Origin of the sequence: Streptomyces canus (assembly GCF_030816965.1) — a bacterium.
GTDB classification, from domain to species: Bacteria; Actinomycetota; Actinomycetes; order Streptomycetales; family Streptomycetaceae; genus Streptomyces; species Streptomyces canus_E.
This window is the reverse complement of sequence record NZ_JAUSYQ010000002.1, coordinates 3981848-4006766: the sequence shown is the minus strand read 5'-3', so window position 1 is coordinate 4006766 and position 24919 is coordinate 3981848. Positions and strand designations below refer to the sequence as shown.

General features: G+C 69.2%; 21 protein-coding genes. 18 read left to right on the top strand and 3 right to left on the bottom strand.

Features of this window, described 5'->3' with window-relative positions:
* Nucleotides 1–51: 51 nt before the first annotated feature.
* The 4 genes from QF027_RS19275 (at nt 52) to QF027_RS19260 (ending at nt 5965) form a co-directional block, all read left to right on the top strand.
* Nucleotides 52–1059 (top strand): LysR family transcriptional regulator, encoded by a 1008-nt coding sequence (locus tag QF027_RS19275; protein ID WP_373432500.1) that lies wholly within the window; start codon nt 52–54, stop codon nt 1057–1059.
* A 157-nt stretch (nt 1060–1216) separates the two neighbouring features.
* Nucleotides 1217–2239, top strand: a complete 1023-nt coding sequence (locus QF027_RS19270; RefSeq protein ID WP_307075875.1) for a hypothetical protein — start codon at nt 1217–1219, stop codon at nt 2237–2239.
* A gap of 307 nt (nt 2240–2546) precedes the next feature.
* A complete protein-coding gene (locus QF027_RS19265; RefSeq protein WP_307075873.1) occupies nt 2547–4748 on the top strand; it encodes a glycosyltransferase in 2202 nt (733 codons plus the stop codon).
* Nucleotides 4745–5965: an acyltransferase family protein gene (locus tag QF027_RS19260; protein ID WP_306980552.1), complete on the top strand. Its 1221-nt coding sequence runs from the start codon at nt 4745–4747 to the stop codon at nt 5963–5965. The genes QF027_RS19265 and QF027_RS19260 overlap by 4 nt, the downstream gene beginning before the upstream one ends.
* 160 nt (nt 5966–6125) lie before the next feature.
* Here QF027_RS19260 and QF027_RS19255 read toward each other — a convergent pair whose 3' ends face one another.
* Nucleotides 6126–6947 (bottom strand): MerR family transcriptional regulator, encoded by an 822-nt coding sequence (locus QF027_RS19255; protein WP_307075871.1) that lies wholly within the window; start codon nt 6945–6947, stop codon nt 6126–6128.
* 833 nt (nt 6948–7780) lie between these two features.
* Here QF027_RS19255 and QF027_RS19250 point away from each other — a divergent pair.
* The 3 genes from QF027_RS19250 to QF027_RS19240 all read left to right on the top strand — a co-directional run bounded on the left by QF027_RS19250 (nt 7781) and on the right by QF027_RS19240 (nt 11010).
* Nucleotides 7781–8140 carry a hypothetical protein gene (locus QF027_RS19250; protein WP_307075869.1) on the top strand — a complete coding sequence of 120 codons (360 nt, stop codon included), beginning with the start codon at nt 7781–7783 and terminating at the stop codon, nt 8138–8140.
* A gap of 234 nt (nt 8141–8374) precedes the next feature.
* Nucleotides 8375–9757: a nitrate/nitrite transporter gene (locus QF027_RS19245; RefSeq protein WP_306980559.1), complete on the top strand. Its 1383-nt coding sequence runs from the start codon at nt 8375–8377 to the stop codon at nt 9755–9757.
* 98 nt (nt 9758–9855) lie between these two features.
* Complete coding sequence (locus tag QF027_RS19240) at nt 9856–11010, top strand: uroporphyrinogen-III synthase (RefSeq protein ID WP_306980561.1); 1155 nt, start codon at nt 9856–9858, stop codon at nt 11008–11010.
* Nucleotides 11011–11032: 22 nt separating this feature from the next.
* Here QF027_RS19240 and QF027_RS19235 read toward each other — a convergent pair whose 3' ends face one another.
* Entirely contained in the window at nt 11033–11530 is a 498-nt protein-coding gene (locus tag QF027_RS19235) for an anthrone oxygenase family protein (RefSeq protein ID WP_307075867.1), read from the bottom strand.
* Between the two features lie 199 nt (nt 11531–11729).
* On the opposite strand from QF027_RS19235, the gene QF027_RS19230 reads away from it, so the two are divergent.
* From QF027_RS19230 to QF027_RS19205, 6 genes are all read left to right on the top strand, one after another.
* Nucleotides 11730–12350: a CGNR zinc finger domain-containing protein gene (locus tag QF027_RS19230; RefSeq protein ID WP_306980565.1), complete on the top strand. Its 621-nt coding sequence runs from the start codon at nt 11730–11732 to the stop codon at nt 12348–12350.
* A gap of 318 nt (nt 12351–12668) precedes the next feature.
* A complete protein-coding gene (locus tag QF027_RS19225; protein WP_010039908.1) occupies nt 12669–13190 on the top strand; it encodes a sigma-70 family RNA polymerase sigma factor in 522 nt (173 codons plus the stop codon).
* Nucleotides 13190–14017 (top strand): anti-sigma factor family protein, encoded by an 828-nt coding sequence (locus QF027_RS19220; RefSeq protein WP_373430993.1) that lies wholly within the window; start codon nt 13190–13192, stop codon nt 14015–14017. Before QF027_RS19225 ends, QF027_RS19220 begins: the two co-directional genes overlap by 1 nt.
* A 63-nt stretch (nt 14018–14080) precedes the next feature.
* Nucleotides 14081–16471 carry a HelD family protein gene (locus QF027_RS19215; RefSeq protein ID WP_307075866.1) on the top strand — a complete coding sequence of 797 codons (2391 nt, stop codon included), beginning with the start codon at nt 14081–14083 and terminating at the stop codon, nt 16469–16471.
* Nucleotides 16472–16813: 342 nt separating this feature from the next.
* A complete protein-coding gene (locus QF027_RS19210; RefSeq protein WP_306980571.1) occupies nt 16814–18229 on the top strand; it encodes an NAD-dependent malic enzyme in 1416 nt (471 codons plus the stop codon).
* 295 nt (nt 18230–18524) lie between these two features.
* Nucleotides 18525–18806, top strand: a complete 282-nt coding sequence (locus tag QF027_RS19205) for an HU family DNA-binding protein (protein WP_007382399.1) — start codon at nt 18525–18527, stop codon at nt 18804–18806.
* 102 nt (nt 18807–18908) lie between these two features.
* Here the strand turns inward: QF027_RS19205 and murA are convergent, their stop codons facing one another.
* The gene (gene murA, locus QF027_RS19200) at nt 18909–20255 is read right to left on the bottom strand and encodes a UDP-N-acetylglucosamine 1-carboxyvinyltransferase (RefSeq protein WP_306980573.1); all 1347 of its coding nucleotides are present in this window, start codon (nt 20253–20255) and stop codon (nt 18909–18911) included.
* A 253-nt stretch (nt 20256–20508) separates the two neighbouring features.
* On the opposite strand from murA, the gene QF027_RS19195 reads away from it, so the two are divergent.
* From QF027_RS19195 to QF027_RS19175, 5 genes are all read left to right on the top strand, one after another.
* Nucleotides 20509–21081 (top strand): YqgE/AlgH family protein, encoded by a 573-nt coding sequence (locus tag QF027_RS19195; protein WP_306980575.1) that lies wholly within the window; start codon nt 20509–20511, stop codon nt 21079–21081.
* A gap of 363 nt (nt 21082–21444) precedes the next feature.
* Complete coding sequence (locus tag QF027_RS19190) at nt 21445–21723, top strand: DUF3039 domain-containing protein (protein WP_057610823.1); 279 nt, start codon at nt 21445–21447, stop codon at nt 21721–21723.
* A 182-nt stretch (nt 21724–21905) separates the two neighbouring features.
* A complete protein-coding gene (locus QF027_RS19185) occupies nt 21906–23201 on the top strand; it encodes an extracellular solute-binding protein (RefSeq protein ID WP_306980578.1) in 1296 nt (431 codons plus the stop codon).
* On the top strand, nt 23198–24088 hold the full coding sequence (locus tag QF027_RS19180) for a carbohydrate ABC transporter permease (RefSeq protein ID WP_307075864.1): 891 nt from the start codon (nt 23198–23200) through the stop codon (nt 24086–24088). Before QF027_RS19185 ends, QF027_RS19180 begins: the two co-directional genes overlap by 4 nt.
* The gene (locus QF027_RS19175) at nt 24085–24918 is read left to right on the top strand and encodes a carbohydrate ABC transporter permease (RefSeq protein WP_306980583.1); all 834 of its coding nucleotides are present in this window, start codon (nt 24085–24087) and stop codon (nt 24916–24918) included. The genes QF027_RS19180 and QF027_RS19175 overlap by 4 nt, the downstream gene beginning before the upstream one ends.
* Nucleotide 24919 lies beyond the last annotated feature (1 nt).

The following is a 24919-nucleotide window of genomic DNA, read 5'->3' as shown; positions in this document are numbered from 1 at the left end:
ACCTTCTCCGCGCCGATTCACGCACCTGTGTTGTAAGTTCGCCCGGTGTCCGTGCCCAGCCCGAGTCCCGGCCCCCGTTCCCTCCCCCTCGGCCGCTCCCACCATCTCGACCCGCGTCTCCTGCGCGCCTTCCTCGCCGTCGCCGACGAGCTCCACTTCACGCGCGCGGCGGCCCGGCTCTACGTCGCCCAGCAGGCGCTCAGCCGTGATGTGCGGCGGCTGGAGCGGGAGTTGGGTGCAGAGCTGTTCGTGCGCACGACCCGGCAGGTGACGCTGACCGGCGACGGCGAGCGGCTGGTGCCGTACGCCCGCCGGGTCCTGGACGCCCAGGACGAGCTGCTCGCCGCCTTCGCGCAGGCCCGCCCGCTGCTCGTGGACCTCAACTTCCCCGACCAGGCCACCGCCCGCGCCGTGCTGCTGCGGGCCCGGGAACTCGCCCCCGAACAGGAGCTGATGGCCCGCTACGAGAGCGGGCTGACCGGCGCCGTGAGCGAGCTGCTGGCCGGTCGCCTCGACGCGTCCTTCGGCCGGTTCGCCGGTCTCGATCCGGCGCTGCGGGCGGGCCTGGACCACCAGCCCGTGCGCCTCGAGCCCATGGCCGTCGTCCTGCCCGAGGACCACCCGCTGGCCTCCCTGGGCCGGGTGCCGCTTGCCGCCCTGGAGGGCGAGACCGTGTACGCGGGAGCCGGAAATCCGCGGACTCCGGAATGGACCGATCTCGCTCGTCGGCTGTTCGAAGGAAGGGGCATCGACATCGCCCCGCCGGCCCCGCTCGCGGTCGGCGACGAGGAGTTCCAGCGGATTATGGCGAAGACCCGGAACCCGATTCTCGCGGTCGTGGATTTTCCGGCCATGCCCTCCACCGTGCTGCGTCCGCTGGTCGACCCGGTACCGCTGTCGCTGGTGTCGCTGGTGTGGCGGAGGGGTCTGGCGCATCCCGCGTTCGACGCACTTCGGCACGCTGTAATCGAACTGTCCGTCGAACATGACTGGCTTCGTCGGCCCGCCGATGGATGGATTCCAGCCACCGATGAGCTCCTTATGAACATCCATAAATGACACCTGGCAAACACACTTCCTTCGTGTGCGCTACATTCGTGATCTGAGCACGGTGTGGTAAAGGGGGCGCTCGGACCGGGTGGGGGCCCGGTTCAGCCGACGTGTGCTCAAGGTCGACAGCGCGCCCAGAACAGCCCGTGGGGGGATGTGTGTGCGCGTGAAGAACGTAAAAAAGTGGCGCGAAGACGCCCAACCGGAATGGCCCGAGGCTGCACCAGGCACCCAGGACATACCGACAGCTGGGGGCACCACCCAGACGTTTTCGGAAACCGGCGAAACCGGCGCAACCGGAGTCCCGGCCGACGACGGAAACCGGGACTTCCCCGGGGCCCCGAGAGCGGACCGCGGCGAGGATGCCCCGGAGCCGGCCGGCCGCAGAGCCGTCGTACGCGACCCGTGGGACGAGTCCGGCAGCGGTGCCGGTCACGCACACGACCCGCACGAGGTGACCGTCCAGCTCGATGGGGTCGGCCTGAACGGCGACGAGCGCATCGAGGGCCGCCCCGGAGGCGAGGGCGGGTCCGAGAGCTCCGACGGCCCGGTCTTCGTCGACGAGTCGGGTCGGCGCAGCCGCCGCTTCCGACGTATCGGCATCGCCGTGGGCCTGGCCTGCGCGGTCTACGCCGTCGTCATCGTCGTCACCCTGCTGTCCGGCAACTCCAACGCGCCCTGGCTCCCCGTGACCGGCCCGAAGGACGATGCCCCGGCCGGCGAGGTCGACACCAGTCCGATGCCGGCGGAGTCCGCCGAACCCTCCCTCCCCGCGGGGGTGATCTCGGGGACCACCCCGACGGTCAGCGGCGGAGTGACACCGGCTCCCGGAGCCGGGGTCACCGCGCCCGGCGCCACCATGAGTCCGGGCAAGCCGGGGACGTCTGCCGATCCGTCGGCGACCGCAACCCAGCCCGGCGGCAAGCCGTCGGTCAGCGCCGATCCCTCGACGCAGCCGACCCAGTCCGTCACCCCGCCGCCCAGCCCCTCGGTCACCCCGCCCGTCACCACCAGCCCCGACCCCTCGGTCGCCCCGACCGAGACCACGGGCGGTGGCAGCGCGGGCCCCGGCACGGTGGCCGACGGCCCGCCCTCACCCGCGCCCGTCGCGTCGGAGACCTCCGGTGCGCCGGCTCCGGTGCCTTCCGGTGCTCCGCTGTCGTCCCCGTCCCCGGAGCAGGCTCTGTGATGGCATCCCGTATCCGCGGCGCGGGGGCCTTTGCCGGCTCGGCCGTCTTCTCGCCCGTCGCGTCGGGGACCTCCGGTAGCTCGGCTTCCGTGCCTTCTTGGTGCTCCGTCTCCGTCTCCGTCTCCGTCTCCGTCCCCGTCCCCGTCCCCGGAGCAGGCTCTGTGACGGCCTCCCGCACCCATCGCGCGGGGGCTTTTGCCGGCTCGGCCGTCTTCTTGCCCGTCGCGTCGGGGACCTCCGGTAGCTCGGCTTCCGTGTCTTCCTCCGACGCCCCGCTCTCCTCCCCGTCCCCGGAGTACATCCTCTGATGGCATCCCGAACCCGCCGCCCGGGGTCCGCACCAGGAGCCCCCGACGGCTCCAGGCGCCGTCGCCTGCCCATGCGCCTGCTGCTGCCCGTGCTCGTCCTCGTCGCCCTGATGGCGATGCTGATGCTGCGCGGCTACGTCCACAGCGAGATCCTCGCCGACCACCGCGTCCGGTCCGAGGCCTCCACCGACAAGGTGCCGGAGAAGATCCTCGAGGGCGGCCCGGTGATCGACACCCGCAGCGGCCGCGCCACCAGCCTGAAGATGCCGGACCGCCGACTCGTCCTCACCTTCGACGACGGTCCCGACCCGACCTGGACCCCCAAGGTCCTGGACGTCCTCGAGAAACACCACGCACACGCGGTCTTCTTCGTCACCGGCACCATGGCCTCCCGCTATCCGGACCTGGTCAAGCGCATCGTCGACGAGGGCCACGAGGTCGGGCTGCACACCTTCAACCACCCCGACCTGTCCTTCCAGTCCAAGAAGCGCATCGACTGGGAGCTGTCCCAGAACCAGCTCGCCCTCGCCGGCGCGGCCGGTATCCGCACCTCGCTCTTCCGCCCGCCGTACTCCTCCTTCGCCGACGCCATGGACGACAAGTCCTGGCCGGTCACCGAGTACATCGGCACCCGCGGCTACATCACCGTCGTCAACAACACCGACAGCGAGGACTGGCGCAAGCCGGGCGTCCATCAGATCCTGCGCAACGCCACCCCGAAGAACGGCAAGGGCGCGATCGTGCTGATGCACGACTCCGGCGGCGACCGCCACCAGACGGTCCAGGCGCTCGACCGATTCCTGCCCGACATGCAGGACAAGGGCTACGAGTTCGACAACCTCACCGAGGCACTCGAGGCGCCCACCGCGCACACCGCCGTCACCGGCCCCGAGCTGTGGAAGGGCAAGGCGTGGATCTTCCTGGTCCAGGCCTCCGAGCACATCACCGACGTCCTCGTCGTCGGTCTCTCGATCATCGGCTCCCTGGTCATCGGCCGCTTCGTCCTCATGCTGCTGCTCTCGGGCATCCACGCCCGCCGGGTGCGCCGCAAGGACTTCCGCTGGGGAGAGCCGGTCACCCAGCCGGTGTCGGTGCTGGTCCCGGCGTACAACGAGGCCAAGTGCATCGAGAGCACCGTCCGTTCACTGATGGCGAGCGAGCACCCCGTCGAGGTGCTCGTCATCGACGACGGTTCGAGCGACGGCACCGCCCGGATCGTGGAGGCGATGGGCCTGCCGAACGTGCGGGTCGTACGCCAGCTGAACGCGGGCAAGCCCGCGGCGCTGAACCGCGGTCTGGCGAACGCCCGTCACGACATCATCGTGATGATGGACGGCGACACCGTCTTCGAACCGTCCACGGTCCGCGAGCTCGTGCAGCCCTTCGGCGACCCGCGCGTGGGAGCCGTGGCCGGCAACGCCAAGGTCGGCAACCGGGACTCCCTGATCGGCGCCTGGCAGCACATCGAGTACGTGATGGGCTTCAACCTCGACCGCCGGATGTACGACGTCCTGCGCTGCATGCCGACGATTCCCGGCGCGGTCGGGGCCTTCCGCCGCTCCGCCCTGGAACGCGTCGGCGGCATGAGCGACGACACGCTCGCCGAGGATACCGACATCACGATGGCCATGCACCGGGACGGCTGGCGTGTGGTGTACGCGGAGAAAGCGCGCGCTTGGACAGAGGCACCGGAATCCGTGCAACAGCTGTGGTCCCAGCGCTACCGGTGGTCGTACGGCACCATGCAGGCGATCTGGAAGCACCGGAAGGCACTGGTGGAACGGGGCCCGTCGGGCCGCTTCGGCCGCGTGGGCCTCCCGCTGGTCTCCCTGTTCATGGTGGTGGCGCCCCTGCTGGCCCCCCTGATCGACGTATTCCTTCTCTACGGCGTCGTGTTCGGCCCGACCGAGAAGACGATCGTGGCCTGGCTGGGCGTCCTCGGGATCCAACTGGTCTGCGCCGCCTACGCGTTCCGGCTGGACCGGGAACGCATGACACACCTGATCTCGCTGCCGTTGCAGCAGATTCTCTACCGCCAGCTCATGTACGTCGTGCTGCTCCAGTCCTGGATCACGGCCCTCACCGGAGGCCGCCTGCGCTGGCAGAAGCTGCGCCGCACGGGAGTCGTCGAGGCACCGGGCGGACCGGTGCCGCGGCAGCGGACGCGCAGTGAGAGTGACGAGCGGAGGCCGGTCGGATGACGCAGGAGTACACGGCGGGCCAGCGGGAACAGGCCGGGGTGGTTCCTCCACCCAAGGCGCCAGGCCGGGACCGCTATCTGGACCTTCTCCGCTCCCTGGCACTGGTCCGAGTGGTCCTGTACCACCTCTTCGGGTGGGCATGGCTGACCGTGCTCTTCCCGTCGATGGGCGTGATGTTCGCGCTGGCGGGATCGCTGATGGCGCGCTCGCTGAACAGGCCCACGCTGAGTGTGATCAGGGGCAGGATCCGTCGACTCCTGCCTCCCCTCTGGGCGTTCAGCGCGGTGGTGCTGCCGCTGATGTTCGTCGGCGGCTGGAAGCTCTCGGAGGACCCGGACCACAGCGGCACCTGGGGCCTGCTGGAGCTGGTCAACTACGTCATCCCGATCGGGGCGCCGCCGTACCCCTGGGAGGTCGGCTTCCCGAAGGACCTGCTGGAGAGCACGTGGGCGGATCAGGCGGTGGGACCGCTGTGGTACCTCCGCGCGTATCTGTGGTTCGTGCTGGCCTCCCCGCTGCTGCTGTGGGCGTTCCGCAGGGTGCCGTGGGCGACATTGCTGGCACCGCTGGCCCTGACGGCCGTGGTGGGCACGGGACTGGTGACGATCCCCGGCGAACTGGGCAACGCGGTCACCGACTTCGCGGTCTACGGCAGCTGCTGGGTCCTCGGTTTCGCGCACCACGAGGGGGTGCTGGCGAAGGTCCCGCGCTATCTCGCCGTCTCCGGTTCGGTCATGGTGATGGCCTTCGCCCTGTGGTGGGTGTCCGGACATCCGGGCCCCGAGGGCTGGGACCTGAACGACATCCCGCTGGCCCAGGCGACCTGGTCCTTCGGTTTCGTGGTGATCCTGCTCCAGTACTCGCCCTCCTGGCAGGAGTTGCCGGGCCGCCTGGCCCGCTGGGACAAGCTGGTGACCCTCTCCAACAACCGGGCCGTCACCATCTACCTCTGGCACAACCTGCTGATCATGGCCACGGTCCCCATCATCGACCTGGCCTACCGCCTCCCCTTCATGCAGAGCGACCGCGCGGTCGCCGCACTCGACGCGACGGACATGCTCTGGATGTTCTTCCTGGTCTGGCCACTGATCGGACTCGCGATCCTGGCGTTCGGGTGGATCGAGGACCTGGCGGCGAAGCGCAGGCCGAGGCTGTGGCCGAACGGTTCACGACGGGGTCGAGTGAGGGCTGCGGCGACCGGGGGACAGGGGTCCTGACGACTTCGGGCTCCGTCCCCCTGTGGGAGGCGGAGCCCGGCGATGTCGTCCGATGGAGAGCCCTTTCGGCCGGCAGCGCTGGAAGATCGAGCAGTCGATCATCCGGCTGTTCGGCTGCCGCTCTGACCCTGCCAGCTGGAGGGCACTCTCAAGACTGAGGTCAGATCCGGGTCACCGGTGCCTGTAGTTCCGTCACCCAGTCGTCGCGGTTCTCGGGGCACTCCAGGTTGATCTCGCGGGGGTATCCGGTCGACTGGTAGCCGTTGGCGTCGATCCAACGGGCCAGGGCCTGGGCGGTGGGGAGCACGGTGTCCATCGAGCCGCGGTGCACGATGGTCGCCGCCTGGTCGAGAGACGGCAGGTCGAGGATGCGGAAGGCGCCGTCCTGGAGAGGGGCGGAGACCTGGACGGCGGCGTGGACGCTGATCCTGCCACCGCCCTCCGGGGCGTCCTCGTAGTAGGCCACTCCGGGGCCCGTGGGGGTGACGCCCGCCGAGCCCAGGCGCCGGAACAGCTCGTCGTAGAGCGGCCCGATGACCGGGCCGATGTCCTCGGGCTCGAAACTCGCGGCGGTTGCGGTCAGCTCCGCCACCCGGACGGTGGGGACACTCTTGAGCACAACGTCGTTCGTGGGCATGCGCCCCTCGCTCTCGATCGCTCGGAGCCTCGCCTCGACCTGGATCAGCCGCGCCCCTGCGGTAGCCATAGCGGTCTCCAGTTCGGCCCGCCGCAGCCGCAGCATGCCGCGCAGCTCCTCGGCGCTGACCCTTTCGTCGACGATGTCCTGGACCTGCTGGAGGGTGAATCCGAGATCCTTGAGCGCGATGATCCGGTTGAGGCGGGCGAGTTGGGCGGCGGTGTAGTAGCGGTAGCCGCTGGCGGGGTCGACGTGGACCGGACGCAGCAGGCCAGTCGCGTCGTAGTGCCGCAGCATCCGGACTGAGACGCGGCCGTGCCGGGCGAAGTCTCCGATGGTGAACATGATGTCTCCGAGCTGACCGCCTGACACGGTGTGAGGGTCAAGAAGCTACTTGGCGGCGGGGGGACAGCAAGAACGCGGGCCGGGCTAGTGGTGAGGGGACCCCTCCCCGATAGCCACCTACGCATTTACAACGGTGCAGAGGACACCTCTGCACGACACAAGCGCCTCTGAGCGTTTCATCTTGTTTGGCGAGCGCTGGGCATACGGGTGCCGATGGTTCCGCGTGACCCGGGAGAACGGAGCGGAACTGGCCCGACTCATGCCCGCCACGCTCACTGGTCCGCGTGGCTGGGAATCCGGAGTTGCAACCCAGGCCTGAGCCATTGAACGAGACTTCACCGCCTTCGTAGCCCCGCGAAATGCCAAGGGGCCCGCCTTGGTGAGGCTGACGGCCCTCGGCGAGGCGGCTTCGGGGCGGGGTCTGGGACAGCCACCCCTACATCCCCGCTCCCTTCGCCCGACCTCGTGGCAATCGCGTTCCGCCTGCCTCGGTGGACGGGGTCGGTGGGCGTGGGCTGTTCCTTGTGCAGGAGTTCGCCGATGCGTGGGGCGGCTGGTCACTCGGGGACGGGCTTCTCGACCGGGGTGCGGGGAAGTTGGTGTGGTTCGAGGTGGGTGGGGGCGCCGCGGTGTGATCACGGGCGACCGGGTCGCCGTAACGCAATCAGGCCTACGGCGGTGGTGCACAGAGAAGGCGGTCAGGAACGCGCCGCGCCTACACGGGCGCCCCAGCCACCGTTGACCGCGAACCCGGCCCCGTTCGCGCCGGCGCGCCTCATGGCATCGGATCATGGCATGCGGCGCGGACAATTCACCGAGGGCAGGAGGCGAGCTTGAGGGATCCGATGCCGGCGATGGATGTCGCCCCGCTCCTTACGGACGGAAGGCAGAGCACGCTCTCCATGGCGATGCGTGCCCTCGTCGGCCGCGGCCTGCCTCAGGATGTGATCGACGTCCACGCGGCCTGCCTGTACTACTCCGTGATCGAGCTCGAGCAGCTGGGAGACTTTGACCTCGTTGAGCTGCGCGACCGCCTCGAAAGCATCGTATGGGTCGGCGACGAGGAGTTCGCCGCCCACGGACTCGCCCTCGAGGACATCACCGACCTGCGCCGATGGGCCCTGGACTGGGAGTCCGACCTCGGGCTGCGGATCCTCGAGGACTACGACGAGCCCGAGGATGCCGACGACTGAAGCGGTAGCCTGCGGCGTGGACCGGCTCTCACACCGCGGTTCCCCGGCGCGGAGCTGTTCGTAACACAAAGACCCCACGACCTCTCATCCCGCCCCCCGCCGGGGTGAGAGCAACGTTCCTTTCCGGTCACCCTGTGCCACAGGCAGGAAACGCGCCATCCCTACCTTCGGGACCTATCACCGCTCAGCATCCCCGCAAAGAACCACCGAGTCCCGGAGCACCGTGGAGGCGTCATGACAGCCCCTAGTACAGCCCCCGCACCCCCGAGCAGGGGCGGCCGCTGGATCCAGCAGTGGGATCCGGAGGACGAGACCTTCTGGAAGGAGACCGGAGAGAAGGTCGCCAAGCGCAACCTGCTCTTCTCCGTTCTCTCCGAGCACATCGGGTTCTCGATCTGGACCCTGTGGTCGGTGCTCGTGCTCTTCATGGGCCCGGAGTACGGCCTCACCCCGGCCGACAAGTTCATGCTGACCTCGATGGTCACCCTGGTCGGAGCCGTCGTCCGGGTGCCCTACACCTTCGCCGTGGCGATCTTCGGCGGGCGGAACTGGACGATCATCTCGGCCAGCCTGCTCCTCGTCCCCACCGTCGCCGCCTTCACCGTGATGAAGCCGGGCACCTCGTTCAACACCTTCCTGCTGGTCGGCCTGCTGGCCGGTATCGGCGGCGGCAACTTCGCCTCCTCGATGACCAACATCAACGCGTTCTTCCCCCTCCGTAAGAAGGGGTGGGCCCTCGGGCTCAACGCCGGCGGCGGCAACATCGGCGTCCCGGTCATCCAGCTGGCCGCCCTCGCGATCATCGGCGCCAGCGGCGGACCCCGGGTACTGCTCGGGATCTACATCCCGCTGATCCTCGTCGCCGCCGTCCTCGCCGCGGTCTTCATGGACAACATCGAGAACGTGAAGAACGACACCGGCGCCGCCAAGGACGCCGCGAAGGACGGCCACACCTGGATCATGTCCTTCCTCTACATCGGCACGTTCGGCTCGTTCATCGGCTACAGCTTCGCCTTCGGGCAGGTGCTGACGAACCAGTTCGGGCGCACCCCGCTGGAGGCCGCGTACGTCACCTTCATCGGCCCGCTGCTCGGCTCGCTGATCCGTCCCGTCGGCGGCGCGCTGGCCGACAAGTACGGCGGCGCGAAGATCACCCTGTACAACTACGTCGGCATGGGCGTGGCGACCGCGGTCCTGATCGCCGCCAGCATGCAGAAGTCGCTCGGACTGTTCACGGTCGCGTTCGTGGTCCTGTTCGTCCTCAGCGGCCTCGGCAACGGCTCGACCTTCAAGATGATCCCCGGCATCTTCCACACGAAGGCCTTGGGCAAGGGGCTCGAGGGCGAAGCGGCCGCCGCCTACGGACGCCGACTCTCCGGAGCCTCCATGGGCCTGATCGGCGCGGTCGGCGCACTCGGCGGCGTCGGCATCAACCTCGCCTTCCGGCAGTCCTTCCTCTCCTACGGCTCCGGAACCGGCGCGTTCGTCGCCTTCCTCGCCTTCTACGCGGCCTGCTTCCTGGTCACCTGGGCCGTATACCTTCGCCGCTCGGCCGCCCAGGGCCAGGCCACGACCGCCTCCGAGGCGAAGCCGCAGCTCAGCTACGCCGAGGTGTGACGTAACACTGGCGACATATAGCGGAACCGAGCCTGTCACGAGCCGTTGACAGGCTCGGTCGGCATGTAGGTCAGACGACAGACTGTGGGACGACAGCCATGTACGACGAACAGCAGGCAGCAGAGCAACACGGCCCCCTCGCGGGGTTCACCGTGGGAGTCACGGCCGCGCGCCGAGCAGACGAACTCGGTGCGCTGCTCCAGCGCCGTGGGGCCGCCGTACTGCACGCGCCGGCCCTGCGGATCGTTCCTCTCTCCGACGACAGTGAACTGCTGGCGGCGACGAAGGATCTGATCGACCAGGCGCCCGATGTCGTGATCGCCACGACCGCCATCGGCTTCCGGGGGTGGGTCGAGGCTGCCGACGGGTGGGGGCTCGGTGAGGCGCTCCTCGACCGGCTGCGCGAGGTGGAACTGCTCGCGCGCGGCCCGAAGGTCAAGGGATCCATAAGGGCCGCCGGGCTGACGGAGGACTGGTCGCCGTCGTCCGAGTCCATGGCCGAGGTACTGGACCGGCTGCTGGAGGAGGGGGTCGAGGGGCGTCGGGTCGCCATTCAGCTGCACGGGGAGCCGTTGCCCGGGTTCGTGGAGGCGTTGCGGGCCGCGGGAGCGGAGGTCGTGGGGGTGCCGGTGTACCGGTGGATGCCGCCGGAGGACCTCGGGCCGATGGACCGGCTGCTGGACGCGGCTGTCTCGCGGGGGCTGGACGCGGTGACCTTCACGAGCGCGCCCGCCGCGGCTTCCCTTCTCTCCCGGGCCGAGGACCGGAGTCTGCTTCCGGAGCTGCTCGCCGCTCTCCACCACGATGTGCTGCCGGCGTGTGTCGGGCCGGTGACGGCGTTGCCGTTGCAGGCGCGAGGGGTGGACACCGTGTCGCCCGAGCGCTTCCGGCTCGGGCCGCTCGTGCAGTTGCTGTGCCAGGAGCTTCCCGGGCGGGCCCGGTCGTTGCCCATCGCCGGCCACCGGGTGGAGATCCGGGGGCACGCGGTGCTGGTCGACGGGGCGCTGCGGCCGGTGCCGCCGGCGGGGATGTCCTTGCTGCGGGCGCTGTCCCGGCGGCCGGGCTGGGTGGTGTCGCGGGCGGAACTGCTGCGGGCGCTGCCGGGCGCCGGCCGGGATGAGCACGCGGTGGAGACGGCGATGGCCCGTCTCCGTACGGCCCTGGGGGCGCCGAAGCTGATCCAGACGGTGGTGAAGCGGGGGTACCGGTTGGCACTGGACCCGGCCGCCGACACCAAGTACGCGGACGTCTAGCGCCTGCCGAGGGACTGGCTGGCTAGTCGACCCTCGCGGCACGGCTGCCCGTGGCCTTCACCAGAAGGCCCAGCGCCACCGTCAGCAGCACCGCCCGCACCACGTTCCACGCCACCCAGGGATCTTCGAACTCCTCGCGGAGCGCGCCGGGGTCGCCGCCCCGCGCGAGGCCGTCGTTGAGGGGGATGTTGAAGACGACGGTGACCAGGAACGCCAGGGCGGAGGCCGCCAGGGCCGCCCACACCCACCACCGGTGGCGGCTGCCCCGGGCCTGCCAGGCCGCCACCGCCGTGAGGGCCGGTGCGCCCAGCAAGCTCAGGAAGAACACCGGGTTCTGGATGACCTGGTTGATGTCGCGCATCACGGTGACGTAGACGCGGTCGTCGCTGTGCGCCAGGCCCGGCATGACGGCGCACGCGAAGGCGTAGAAGGCCCCGGCGATCAGGCCCGTGGCGACCGTGGCCGCGCCCAGGACGAACCGGCTGAGGACGAATCGGCTCCTCCCGCTGCTCTGTGTCATGTCTCCAGTCAAGGGCCCCGCCCAGCGCGCCGACATGGCCGAGACGCGCCGCCGCATACGTGCGCGTCCAGGCACCGCTCCCGGTACGAGGGGTTCCGGCGGCGAGAGCGGGAGGGCACTGTAAGAGGGAGCCCCGGAGCAGCCGCGAAGCACCTCACCGACCCCTTACGGCCGGGGCACCCTAGGCGGTGACTGGCACATGGCACTGGGTATGGCCACGGTCGCGTACGAGCTGCGGTTCGACGCCGGACGGATCAGCCTCGACCTCCTCGCGACCACCCACCCCGAGGAACGCCTCGACTCGACGGAGGTGTTGTGCGCCTGGATCGTCGGTTCGGGGCTGGTGCCGGACGGGACCGACCTGACGCACGCGGACCCGTCCTGGCTCGTGGGCTTCCGGGAACTGCGCGGATGGATCGGGCAGTTGGTGCGAGGAGCGCCAGGGGGTCAGCCGGGCCGTGTGAATTATGCCGGTAACTCCCACGGCTACGACCTCGCGCTCGCCCACGTCAACGACGTCGCCCGTGCCGCACCTCCGGCCCCGCGCGCGGTACGGGACGAGGACGGCTCACTGGTGCGCGAGTTGGACGGTCCGCCCGGCTGTGCGGCACTGCTCGGGGCCATCGCCAGGGACGCCGTGGGGCTGCTGACGGATCCGGTCGCACGGGCGGCGATCAGAGAGTGCGAAGGGGACAACTGCCCCATCGTCTATCTGGATACGTCACGGGGGCGCAGGAGGCGCTGGTGCTCCAGTGAGGTCTGTGGGAACCGCGAAAGAGTGGCCCGGCATCGGAGGCGGGCGGCTCTCTCGCGCACCTGACTGGTCGTTATGTCCCTTCTGCGGAGGGCCTGTCGAAGTGATTTCGATTACATGTCGTTTACTCGCTCAACCTCACGGGCCGTAGTGGTGATCTTGCCTGTGTGGTGGAAATGTAAAGATCGCGCGGCGGGAATGTGCGCGCATGTCCTGTCTCGTCACGTCACTCAGGAGAAAACTGTCGTCGCACTTTGAACACCCAACACCTCACGTCCGTACCCGTAGTCGAGCGACCGACTGGGGGAACCCGGGACATCGGAGGTGGGCGTGCGCAAGGATTCCGTCGTGGCCAATGAACGTGGATCGAGGGCCCGACATCGCATGTCCCAGCCCTCGGAACCTGATGAGGAGCTGATGCGTGCCCTGTACAGAGAGCACGCCGGGCCTCTCCTTGCGTATGTCCTCCGGTTGGTTGCGGGTGACCGCCAGAGAGCCGAGGACGTGGTGCAGGAGACGCTCATCCGTGCCTGGAAGAACGCCGGACAGCTCAATCGAGCGACCGGATCGGTACGCCCCTGGCTGGTGACGGTCGCCCGGCGCATCGTCATCGACGGCCACCGCAGCCGGCAGGCCCGGCCGCAGGAGGTCGATCCGTCGCCGCTGGAGGTCATCCCCGCGGAGGACGAGATCGACAAGGCGCTGTGGTTGATGACGCTGTCGGATGCGTTGGACGACCTGACCCCCGCCCACCGGGAGGTACTCGTCGAGACGTATTTCAAGGGGCGTACCGTCAACGAGGCGGCCGAGACCCTGGGCATTCCCAGCGGAACCGTCCGCTCGCGGGTCTTCTACGCCCTGCGGTCGATGAAGCTCGCACTGGAGGAGCGGGGGGTGACGGCGTGATGAGTGTGTATGGGGGTAACCAGGGATTCGGCACAGGTGGTTCGGGTATGTCAGGTTCCATGATGGGATCTCCGGTGCCGAACGAGCATGAGACCGTCGGCGCCTACGCCCTCGGGATCCTCGACGACGCCGAGGCAACCGCTTTCGAGGCTCATCTCGCCACCTGCGAATGGTGCGCCCAGCAGCTCGACGAGCTCGCCGGCATGGAGCCGATGCTCGCCGCCCTCGCGGACCTGCCGGGCTCCGGCACCCCCGCGATCGGTGAGTCGCTCTCCGCCAAGCCCAGTCCGCGGATCGTGAACAAGCTGGTGGACGAGGTCGCCGAGCGCCGTGCCCAGAAGCGGCGCCGCAGCTTCTACATGGTCGCGGCCGCGGCCGCGCTGATCATCGGCGGTCCGTTCGCCGCGATGGCGGCGGGCGGCGGCGACTCCGGCGGCGACAGTGAGCAGCCGAGAGTCCTCGCGAGCACCGCGAAGGAACTCTTCGAGTCCATGAACGACAAGGTGTCGGCGACCGACTCCTCGACCGGCGTCAGCGCGACCGTCGCCATGCAGACGAAGGACTGGGGCACCTCGCTCGGTCTGGAGCTCAAGGGCGTCAAGGGAGAGCTCAAGTGCTCCCTCATCGCCGTCACCGACAACGGCGAGCGCTGGACGGCCTCCACCTGGTCCGTCGGCAAGTGGGGCTACGGCATCCCGGACGGCAAGACTCCGGAGTCCAAGCAGCCTCTCTACATCGGCGGCGCGGTCGCACCGGCTCAGAACACGATCGACCACTTCGAGGTCGTCACCTCCGACGGCAAGAAGCTCGTCGAGGTCGACGCGTAACTTCCCGCCGGGCCCCCCTTCGCGTACGGTTGACGGCTGCCCAGCACGTCAGAAGGGGGCCCGGTGGCCGCTCAGGCTCAACAATCCGCGGTCGGCTCGGTTCAGGACTCGGTTCGGGACCACGAGATCGGCGTCGAACAGGAACATCTGGACCGGGTCTACCGGCGCCTCGAGGAGAAGATCCACGAGGCGGAGTTCCTCATGCACGACGCGGCCAAGCGCGGCCAGGTCGGCACACCGGGCGCTCTCGCCGAGCGGGACGCCCAGGTTTTCCGGGCCGGTGTGCACCTCAACCGGCTCAACAACGAGTTCGAGGACTTCCTGTTCGGCCGGATCGACCTGCTCCTCGGCAAGGACGGCAAGAAGGGGCCCGACGGCGCCTACACCGCCGTGGAGCCCGCCGAAGGCGCTGTCCGGGAGGACGGCACCGCGGACATCGCGGAGACCCTGCACATCGGCCGGATCGGAGTCCTGGACTCCGAGTACGCGCCGCTGGTCATCGACTGGCGGGCGCCGGCCGCCGCCCCCTTCTACAGGTCCACTCCAGTGGATCCCGGGCGTGTCGTACGACGCCGGGTGATCCGCTCCAAGGGCCGCAAGGTCCTCGGTGTCGAGGACGACCTGATGCGCCCCGAGCTCAAGGCGTTCCTCGGCGGCCACGAGCTGGCCGTCATCGGCGACGGCGCCCTGATGGCCGCGCTGGGACAGGCCCGCAGTCACACCATGCGGGACATCGTCGCCTCCATCCAGGCCGAGCAGGACCTGGTCATCCGCGCCCCCGCCGCGTCCGTGACCTACGTCGAGGGCGGCCCCGGCACCGGCAAGACAGCCGTGGCCCTGCACCGGGCCGCGTATCTGCTCTACCAGGACCGGCGCCGCTACGCCGGCGGCATCCTCATCGTCTCGCCCACCCCGCTGCTCGTGGCGTACACCGAGGGTGTCCTGCCGTCGCTCGGTGAGGAGGGCCAGGTCGCCATCCGCGCGATCGGCTCCCTGGTCGACGGCGTCGAGGCCACCCTGTACGACTCCCCGGCGGTGGCCCGCGCCAAGGGGTCGTACCGGATGCTGAAGGTGCTGCGGAAGGCGGCGCGGGGGGCGCTGGAGCTGGGGAGCCACAGCGGGGGGAGCGGTTCCGGGCAGCTCGCCTTCGGCGAGGAGGAGCCGTCCACCACATCCTCCACCGCACCCTCCACCCGTCTCCGCGTCGTCGCCTTCGGGCGCCGGCTCGAACTGGAGGCGGACGAGCTGGAAAACATCCGCCGGAACGCCCTCAGCGGTACCGCGCCCGTCAACCTGCTGCGGCCCCGGGCCCGCAAGCTGCTCCTGGACGCCCTGTGGGCGCGGTCCGGGGCGGGCCCCCGGCACACCGATCCCGAACTGGCGGCCGAGCTCCGGTCGTCGTTCGACGAGGACATCACCTCCGAGGACAGCTTCATCGAGTTCCTCGACGCCTGGTGGCCGGAGCTCACCCCGAAGGCCGTCCTCGCCGCCATGGCCGACGAGCGGCGCCTCGGCCGCTGGGCCCGCCGCATCCTCAATCCCGGCGAGGTCCGCAGGGTCGCCCGCTCACTCAGACGTGACGGCCTCTCCGTGCACGACATCGCCATGCTCGACGAGCTCCAGGCGGTCCTCGGCACCCCGGCCCGCCCGAAGAAGAGGCGCGAACTGGACCCGCTCGACCACCTCACCGGGCTCGAGGAGCTGATGCCGGTCCGCGAGGAGTCGCAGCGCGAGCGGGCCGAGCGGCTCGCCCAGGAACGCGTCGAGTACGCCCACGTCATCGTCGACGAGGCCCAGGACCTCACGCCGATGCAGTGGCGCATGGTCGGCCGCCGCGGCCGGCACGCCACCTGGACGGTCGTGGGAGACCCGGCGCAGTCCTCCTGGTCCGACCCCGACGAGGCCGCCGAGGCCCGCGACGAGGCCCTCGGTACGCGTCCCCGCCGCCGCTTCCAGCTCACCGTGAACTACCGCAACCCCTCCGAGATCGCCGACCTCGCGGCCAAGGTGCTGGCCCTCGCCATGCCCGGCTCCACGGCACCCTCGGCCGTACGGTCCACCGGCGTCCAACCGCGTTTCGTGACAACGAACCACGGACGCGGCACGGTCGCACGGAGGTCGCTGGGAGAGAGCGTCCGAGAGGAGGCGGCCCGCCTCCTCGACCTCGTCGACGGGACGGTGGGCGTCGTCGTCGCCATGAACCGCCGGGAAGAAGCCGCCCGCTGGCTCACCGGGCTCGGCGACCGGGTGGTGGCGCTCGGCAGTCTGGAGGCCAAGGGCCTGGAGTACGACGCGACGGTCGTCGTCTCCCCGGCCGAGATCGCCGACGAGTCCCCGGCCGGACTGCGGGTGCTCTACGTCGCCCTCACCCGGGCCACCCAGCAGCTGACGGTCGTCTCGGCGGAGCGCGACCAGCCGGACCGGGACGGGGTGCCCGATCTGCTGAGAGATTGAACTCTCGGTACGAATCGGGAGGTGTCGGCGCGAAGCGCCGTCGTTGAGGGGCGGTGGTCGGGCGACGGGAGGGAGTTTCGGGATCCGTTTGTTAGCCTGGACGTGACACCGGCCCGATCCAAGCCCCCGGGCCCAACCTTCGTCGCTACGAGCGACCACTTGCCGCGAGGCGAGCATGGCGGGTCGGTGTCATTGACCTGAGAGAGGCCCACGTCCATGTGACGTGGGCCTCTCTCGTCATGAACAAAAAGTCCGCAATCCGGTGTGGCTAACGCCTACTCATCAGTAGGTGCGACCATCGGACGGCATCAGCGTCACAGGTGAAAGCAGAGGAAGTCGGCCATGGCAACGGCGCCCAGCGTCTCCTACTCGATTACGGTCCGGCTGGAGGTGCCGGCGGGCGGCACCGCGGTCTCCCAGATCACCACGGCCGTAGAGTCCCACGGAGGCTCGGTGACCGGCCTCGACGTGACCGCCTCAGGCCACGAGAAGCTCCGGATGGACGTCACCATCGCCGCGAGCTCCACGGCGCACGCCGACGAGATCGTCCAGCAGCTGCGCGGCATCGAGGGCGTCACCCTCGGCAAGGTCTCCGACCGTACGTTCCTCATGCACCTCGGCGGCAAGATCGAGATGCAGTCCAAGCACCCCATCCGCAACCGTGACGACCTCTCGATGATCTACACGCCGGGTGTGGCGCGCGTCTGCATGGCGATCGCCGAGAACCCCGAGGACGCCCGCCGGCTCACCATCAAGCGCAACTCCGTTGCGGTCGTGACGGACGGCTCGGCCGTGCTGGGTCTGGGCAACATCGGTCCCAAGGCCGCCCTCCCGGTCATGGAGGGCAAGGCGGCCCTCTTCAAGCGGTTCGCCGGCATCGACGCCTGGCCGCTGTGCCTGGACACCCAGGACACCGACGCGATCGTCGAGATCGTCAAGGCGATCGCCCCCGGGTTCGCCGGCATCAACCTCGAGGACATCTCCGCGCCGCGCTGCTTCGAGATCGAGGCCCGGCTGCGTGAGGCCCTCGACATCCCCGTCTTCCACGACGACCAGCACGGCACCGCGATCGTGGTCCTCGCCGCCCTGACGAACGCACTTCGCGTCACCGGCAAGGCAATTGAGAACATCCGGGTGGTCATGTCCGGTGCCGGCGCGGCCGGTACCGCCATCCTCAAGCTGCTGATCGCGGCGGGCGTGAAGAACGCCGTCGTCGCCGACATCCACGGCGTGGTGCACGCCGGCCGTGAGGACCTCGTCGACGCCGCTCCGGGCTCGGCGCTGCGCTGGATCGCCGACAACACCAACCCCGAGGCCCTGACCGGGACGTTGAAGGAGGCCGTGCGCGGCGCTGACGTCTTCATCGGCGTCTCCGCCCCGAACGTCCTGGACGGCGCCGACGTCGCCGCCATGGCCGAGGGTGCGATTGTGTTCGCGCTCGCGAACCCCGACCCCGAGGTCGACCCGGCGGTCGCCCGTCAGACGGCGGCCGTCGTGGCCACCGGACGCTCCGACTTCCCGAACCAGATCAACAACGTGCTGGTCTTCCCGGGTGTCTTCCGCGGTCTGCTGGACGCCCAGTCCCGCACGGTCAACACGGAGATGATGCTCGCGGCCGCGAAGGCCCTCGCGGACGTCGTGACCGAGGACGAGCTGAACCCGAACTACATCATCCCGAGCGTCTTCAACGACAAGGTCGCGGGTGCGGTCGCGGGTGCGGTGCGGGACGCGGCGAAGGCCGCCGGGGCGACGGCGTAGGGCCCGCGTCTACAGTGAGCGTCGGCTGTGAGGATTGCCACGGCGGTCCTCCGGCCCGGCGCGTCGCGGAACCGGGCGTTTCAGGGCACCCTCTAGGGTGGCGCCACGCCCAGGCCTCTGTTCGTGTGACCCCCTAGGGTGTTCATACGAGTCCTACGGGTGCCGGATTGGCTTTCCCGCAGCAGGTAGGGGCAGGATGCGTCCCTGGGCGCGAGCGCATCGGCTTCGCTGTGCCTCGTGTGCGGCCCCGCCGCGTGGCACACCCCAACGGCAAGAAGAACACGGGAGTAACAACATGAACCGCAGTGAGCTGGTGGCCGCGCTGGCCGACCGCGCCGAGGTGACCCGCAAGGACGCCGACGCCGTTCTGGCCGCGTTCGCCGAGACCGTCGGCGAGATCGTCGCCAAGGGTGACGAGAAGGTCACCATCCCCGGCTTCCTGACCTTCGAGCGCACCCACCGTGCCGCTCGTACCGCGCGCAACCCGCAGACCGGTGACCCGATCCAGATCCCGGCCGGCTACAGCGTCAAGGTTTCGGCGGGCTCCAAGCTCAAGGAAGCCGCCAAGGGCAAGTAGGTCCGACGGTGCGTCTCGGGACGACGTACACGTCTCAGTAACGCCAATGGGGCGGCCACCCGGAACCGGGCGGCCGCCCCATCGTCGTACCGGAAGAGGGCGTCAGCCGAGCGCCTTGCCCGGCAGCTCCACCTTCGCGCCCAGTTCCACGAGCTTCTCCATGAAGTTCTCGTAGCCGCGGTTGATGAGGTCGATGCCGTGGACCCGGGATGTGCCCTGGGCCGCCAGCGCCGCGATCAGGTACGAGAAGCCGCCGCGGAGGTCGGGGATGACCAGATCGGCGCCCTGGAGCCTGGTGGGGCCGGAGACGACCGCCGAGTGCAGGAAGTTGCGCTGGCCGAAGCGGCAGTTCGAGCCGCCCAGGCACTCGCGGTACAGCTGGATGTGAGCACCCATCTGGTTCAGCGCGGAGGTGAAGCCCAGGCGGGACTCGTAGACCGTCTCGTGAATGATCGACAGGCCGGTGGCCTGCGTGAGCGCGACCACCAGAGGCTGCTGCCAGTCCGTCTGGAAGCCCGGGTGCACGTCGGTCTCGAGCGCGATGGACTTCAACTGGCCGCCGGGGTGCCAGAAGCGGATGCCCTCGTCGTCGATCTCGAACGCACCGCCCACCTTCCGGTAGGTGTTCAGGAACGTCATCATCGAGCGCTGCTGGGCGCCGCGGACGTAGATGTTGCCCTCGGTCGCCAGCGCGGCGGACGCCCAGGAGGCGGCCTCCAGGCGGTCCGGCAGGGCGCGGTGGTTGTAGCCGCCGAGCCGGTCCACACCCGTGACGCGGATGGTCCGGTCGGTGTCCATCGCGATGATGGCGCCCATCTTCTGCAGGACGCAGATCAGGTCCTCGATCTCCGGTTCCACCGCGGCGTTCGAGAGCTCGGTGACACCTTCGGCGAGGACGGCCGTCAGCAGGACCTGCTCGGTCGCGCCGACGGACGGGTACGGCAGCGTGATCTTCGTACCCCGAAGCCGCCGCGGCGCCTCCAGGAACTGCCCGTCCGCGCGCTTCTCGATCGTCGCGCCGAACTGCCGCAGCACCTCGAAGTGGAAGTCGATGGGCCGGCCGCCGATGTCGCAGCCGCCGAGGCCCGGGATGAAGGCGTGACCGAGGCGGTGCAGCAGCGGACCGCACAGCAGGATCGGGATGCGGCTGGAACCCGCGTGGGCATCGATGTCAGCGACGTTCGCGCTCTCGACGTGCGTGGGGTCCATCACCAGCTCGCCCGGTTCCTCACCCGGACGGACCGTCACCCCGTGCAGTTGCAGCAGTCCGCGTACGACCCGCACGTCACGGATGTCCGGAACGTTGCGCAGTCGACTCGGCCCGCTGCCCAGCAGGGCGGCGACCATGGCCTTCGGTACGAGGTTCTTCGCACCGCGGACCCGGATCTCGCCCTCCAGCGGGGTTCCGCCGTGGACAATCAGTACGTCGTCAGAGCCGTTGACGGTCATGTATCTCGCGTTCCGATGAGTCGGGCAGGGGGCAGAAGGGAAAGGGTAATCGCCGCCCACCCCCCTCCCGTAAGCCCAAGTGCCGCCCGGACACGTCATAGCTGTGTCACAACACGAAGGGTTCCCTGCCGGGCACATGCGGTCACGGGTTCACGTTGTGCGCGTGGGGCGCATCGTTGCGCTCTGAGCTGCATCCACTGCCGTAGAGGCATTGCCTCCCCACGCGGAGGGAAGATGCGGGATCATGTCTGGCATGACCGAGGTGTCCTCGCTCACAGGGCGGTTGCTCGTGGCAACGCCCGCCCTGGCGGACCCGAACTTCGACCGTGCGGTGGTGCTCCTTCTCGACCACGACGAGGAGGGCTCCCTCGGTGTCGTCCTCAACCGGCCCACCCCGGTGGACGTCGGCGACATCCTGGAGGGCTGGGCCGACCTCGCCGGCGAACCCGGTGTCGTCTTCCAGGGCGGCCCGGTCTCCCTGGACTCGGCTCTGGGGGTCGCCGTCATCCCCGGCGGCGGGGCCGTCGACGGGGCCCCGCTGGGCTGGCGCAGAGTGCACGGTGCGATCGGACTGGTCGATCTGGAGGCCCCGCCGGAACTGCTCGCCTCGGCCCTCGGCAGCCTGCGCATCTTCGCCGGTTACGCCGGCTGGGGCCCGGGCCAGCTGGAGGACGAGCTGGTGGAGGGCGCCTGGTACGTCGTCGAGTCGGAACCGGGCGACGTCTCCTCCCCGTTTCCCGAGAGACTCTGGCGCGAGGTCCTGCGCCGCCAGCGCAGCGAGCTGGCGATGGTGGCCACGTACGCGGACGACCCTTCGCTCAACTGATCGCGCGTTCGAGTGCCGGGAACGGGGCTCGAACGGAGCTCGTGGCCGGACGGGGAGATCGGTCGTCTTCCGTCCGGGAGCGGAAGCTGTGGCGACGCCGCAGTCGCGGGACTGCCCTGGAGGGTCTGACGGGCGTCCGCGAGCGGGTGCGGCCTCAACGCCCCGACGGGCCACCCGCTCCGGCTGCTCGCAACATTCGCGCCCATGCGGGGGAGTTGCGGCGAGCGGGGCGCCACCAGCGGCCGCTGCCTCATCGCCGCGCGGGCGGGCTGGGGCCGGGCGCAAACGCGGCATCACCGCCCGTGGCGCTGGTTGTACGAGCCAGGGATCCATAGTGCCCGGCGGTTGATTACTCTTGGCCGTATGAGCACTCTCGAGCCCGAGCGCGGGACTGGTACGGGGACCCTCGTAGAGCCGACGCCGCAGGTGTCCCACGGCGACGGCGACCACGAGCGCTTCGCCCACTACGTCCAGAAGGACAAGATCATGGCGAGCGCCCTCGACGGGACCCCCGTCGTGGCGCTGTGCGGCAAGGTGTGGGTGCCCGGCCGCGATCCCAAGAAGTACCCCGTGTGCCCCATGTGCAAGGAGATCTACGAGTCCATGGGCTCCGGGGACGACGACAAGGGCGGCGACAAGTAGTCCCGCTGCCCGGCTGAGCTTCACAAGGCCCCTGAGGCGCGTTCCGCGCGCCGCAGGGGCCTTTTGCGTGTCACGAATTGGTTGAGACCTCTTGTGGGCGTGTTCATGCAAGCCATAGCCTCCGTTGCGTTGAGCGAAACCGTCATTGCATATGTTGCAACGCACGTCCGGAGGATCACTCCATGAAGCTCTCCCCCCGCCTGCCCGCCCTGCTTCTGACGGCCCTGGTCGTCACGGCCTGTGCCCCCCAGACCTCCTCCAACTCCTCCTCCGACAAGGACGAGAAGACCGGCACCCTGCGCGTCTGGCTCTTCCAGGAAGTCGGCAACCAGCCCAAGGAGAAGGTCGTCGACGCCGCCGTCGCCGCCTTCGAGAAGGCTCACGAGGGCACCAAGGTCGACGTCGAGTACATCCCGATCGAGACCCGCGCCCAGCGCGTCAAGGCCGCCTTCAACGACCCGTCCTCCGCGCCCGACGTGATGGAGTACGGCAACACCGACACCGCCGGCTATGTGAAGGACGGCGGACTCCTCGACGTCACCAAGGAGTTCGGCGCCTGGAACGAGGCCAAGGACACCGACCCCACCGCGAAGACATCGGTCACCGTGGACGGGAAGGTGTACGGCTCGCCCTTCTACGTCGGCGTCCGCGCGCTGTACTACCGGACCGACGTCTTCAAGGAACTCGGTCTGCAAGCGCCCAGGACCATGGCCGAGTTGGCCGAGACCGCCCGCAGGATCCGCGCCGCCGAGCCCGAGTTGTACGGCCTGGTCGTCGGCGGCGCCTACACGTACGGCGCGATGCCCTTCATCTGGGCCAACGGCGGTGAACTCGCCACCGGCAAGGGCGGCTCGTACGCCTCCGCGATCTCCGGCGCGGCCGCCCAGAAGGGCATCAAGGAGTACACCTCGCTCTTCACCGACGACAACTGCCCCGCCGCGAAGTGTGCCGGCATGGGCGGCAACGACACGATCACCGCGTTCGCGGCGGGCAAGGCCGGAATGGCGATCGGGGGTGACTTCAGTCATACGGCGGTGGAGGCCGGGAAGGTCAAGGGCAAGTACGCGGTGGTGCCGCTGCCGGGGGTCTCCGCGGGGTCGATCGCTCCCGCGTTCGCCGGTGGCAACAACATCGGGGTGCTGAAGAGCACGTCCCACCGGACACTGGCGGTCGAGCTGATGGAACAGCTCACGTCGAAGAAGACGCAGGCGTCGATGTTCGACGCGATGGGGTTCCTGCCGACGTTCGCGGACGTCCGGACGCGGGTCGCGGCCGAGCAGCCGTATGTGAAGCCGTTCGCGCAGACCCTCGCGGCCGGGACGAAGTTCGTGCCCGCGTCCCCCGCGTGGTCGCAGATCGACTCCTCGCTGGTGCTGCCGACGATGTTCCAGGAGGTCATCAGCGGCAAGAAGAGTGTGGCGGCGGCCTCCGGGGAAGCGGCGAAGAAGATGAACGACGCGTTCGGAACCGTCGGGTGACCTCGGCGCCCCACCGCGCCACTCGGGCGCCCTGGCTCTATCTCGCCCCCGCCCTGGTCGTCCTCGGCGGACTGCTCGTCTACCCCATCTACCAGCTCGGCCTGATCTCCCTCTTCCAGTACACCCAGGCCCAGGTCAGCGGCGGTGAGCCGACCACCTTCGAAGGGTTCGGGAACTACTCGGCGCTGTTCTCCGACCCGGAGTTCTGGCGGGTGCTGCTGGCCACCGTGCTGTTCGCGGCGGGCTGTGTCCTGTCGACGCTCGCCGTCGGGTGTGCGCTGGCGGTGCTGCTCACGCGCGTGCGTGCCGTGCCGCGGCTGGCCTTGATGCTGGCCGCGCTCGGGGCGTGGGCGACACCGGCCGTGACCGGGTCGACGGTCTGGCTGTTCCTCTTCGACCCCGACTTCGGCCCGGTGAACCGGATCCTGGGGCTCGGTGACCACTCCTGGACGTACGGGCGGCTCAGCGCCTTCTTCCTCGTCCTGCTCGAAGTCGTCTGGTGCTCCTTCCCGTTCGTGATGGTCACGGTCTACGCCGGGATCCGCGCCGTACCGGCCGAGGTGCTGGAGGCCGCCGCGCTGGACGGTGCCTCGCAGTGGCGGATCTGGCGGTCGGTGCTCGCGCCGATGCTGCGGCCGATCCTGACCGTCGTCACCATCCAGTCGGTCATCTGGGACTTCAAGGTCTTCACCCAGATCTACGTCATGACGAACGGCGGCGGCATCGCGGGCCAGAACCTGGTCCTGAACGTCTACGCCTACCAGCAGGCGTTCGCCTCCTCGCAGTACAGCCTCGGCTCGGCGATCGGAGTCGTGATGCTGCTGATCCTGCTCGCCGTGACGCTCGGGTACCTGCGGCTGCTCCACCGCCAGGGGGAGGAACTGTGAACCTTCTACGACGTCCTTGGCGGCTGGCCGCGGAGGCCTCGGCGTTGCTCATTGCCCTCGTGGTCGCCTTTCCCCTCTACTGGATGGTGCTCAGCGCCTTCAAACCGGCCGGAGAGATCGAGTCGACCGAGCCCCGGCCCTGGACGCTCGCGCCCTCGCTGGATTCCTTCCGGCGCGTGTTCGGGCAGCAGGATTTCGGTCGGTATTTCGTCAACAGCCTTGTTGTCGCGTGCAGTGTCGTGATCGTCTCGGCGTTGATCGCGTTTCTCGCGGCGACCGCCGTGACACGATTCCGCTTCCGCTTCCGGACCACCTTGCTGATCATGTTTCTGGTGGCCCAGATGGTGCCCGTGGAGGCCCTCACCATCCCCTTGTTCTTCCAGATGCGGAACTTCGGTCTGCTGAACACGCTGGGCTCGCTGATCCTGCCCCACATCGCCTTCTCGCTGCCCTTCGCGATCTGGATGCTGAGGGGGTTCGTGAAGGCCGTACCGGAGGCTTTGGAGGAGGCCGCGTACATCGACGGGGCGAGCCGCGCGCGATTCCTGTGGCAGATTCTGTTCCCCCTCGTCCTCCCCGGCCTGGTGGCCACGAGCGTGTTCTCCTTCATCTCGGCCTGGAACGATTTCCTCTTCGCCAAGTCGTTCATCATCAGCGACACTTCGCAGTCGACCCTGCCGATGGCCCTGCTGGTCTTCTACAAGCCGGACGAGCCGGACTGGGGCGGGGTCATGGCCGCGTCGACGGTGATGACGATTCCGGTGCTGGTGTTCTTCGTACTCGTACAGCGACGTCTGGTCTCGGGGCTGGGCGGAGCGGTTAAGGACTGAC

What these genes read in the sequence shown, in the direction of transcription:
- QF027_RS19265 (WP_307075873.1), top strand. Translation starts at nt 2,547, where the DNA reads ATGGCATCCCGAACCCGCCGCCCGGGGTCCGCACCAGGAGCCCCCGAC.
- QF027_RS19260 (WP_306980552.1), top strand. Translation starts at nt 4,745, where the DNA reads ATGACGCAGGAGTACACGGCGGGCCAGCGGGAACAGGCCGGGGTGGTT.
- QF027_RS19255 (WP_307075871.1), bottom strand. Translation starts at nt 6,947, where the DNA reads ATGTTCACCATCGGAGACTTCGCCCGGCACGGCCGCGTCTCAGTCCGG.
- QF027_RS19245 (WP_306980559.1), top strand. Translation starts at nt 8,375, where the DNA reads ATGACAGCCCCTAGTACAGCCCCCGCACCCCCGAGCAGGGGCGGCCGC.
- QF027_RS19240 (WP_306980561.1), top strand. Translation starts at nt 9,856, where the DNA reads ATGTACGACGAACAGCAGGCAGCAGAGCAACACGGCCCCCTCGCGGGG.
- QF027_RS19235 (WP_307075867.1), bottom strand. Translation starts at nt 11,530, where the DNA reads ATGACACAGAGCAGCGGGAGGAGCCGATTCGTCCTCAGCCGGTTCGTC.
- QF027_RS19230 (WP_306980565.1), top strand. Translation starts at nt 11,730, where the DNA reads ATGGCACTGGGTATGGCCACGGTCGCGTACGAGCTGCGGTTCGACGCC.
- QF027_RS19225 (WP_010039908.1), top strand. Translation starts at nt 12,669, where the DNA reads ATGTCCCAGCCCTCGGAACCTGATGAGGAGCTGATGCGTGCCCTGTAC.
- QF027_RS19220 (WP_373430993.1), top strand. Translation starts at nt 13,190, where the DNA reads ATGAGTGTGTATGGGGGTAACCAGGGATTCGGCACAGGTGGTTCGGGT.
- QF027_RS19210 (WP_306980571.1), top strand. Translation starts at nt 16,814, where the DNA reads ATGGCAACGGCGCCCAGCGTCTCCTACTCGATTACGGTCCGGCTGGAG.
- QF027_RS19205 (WP_007382399.1), top strand. Translation starts at nt 18,525, where the DNA reads ATGAACCGCAGTGAGCTGGTGGCCGCGCTGGCCGACCGCGCCGAGGTG.
- murA (WP_306980573.1), bottom strand. Translation starts at nt 20,255, where the DNA reads ATGACCGTCAACGGCTCTGACGACGTACTGATTGTCCACGGCGGAACC.
- QF027_RS19195 (WP_306980575.1), top strand. Translation starts at nt 20,509, where the DNA reads ATGACCGAGGTGTCCTCGCTCACAGGGCGGTTGCTCGTGGCAACGCCC.
- QF027_RS19190 (WP_057610823.1), top strand. Translation starts at nt 21,445, where the DNA reads ATGAGCACTCTCGAGCCCGAGCGCGGGACTGGTACGGGGACCCTCGTA.
- QF027_RS19185 (WP_306980578.1), top strand. Translation starts at nt 21,906, where the DNA reads ATGAAGCTCTCCCCCCGCCTGCCCGCCCTGCTTCTGACGGCCCTGGTC.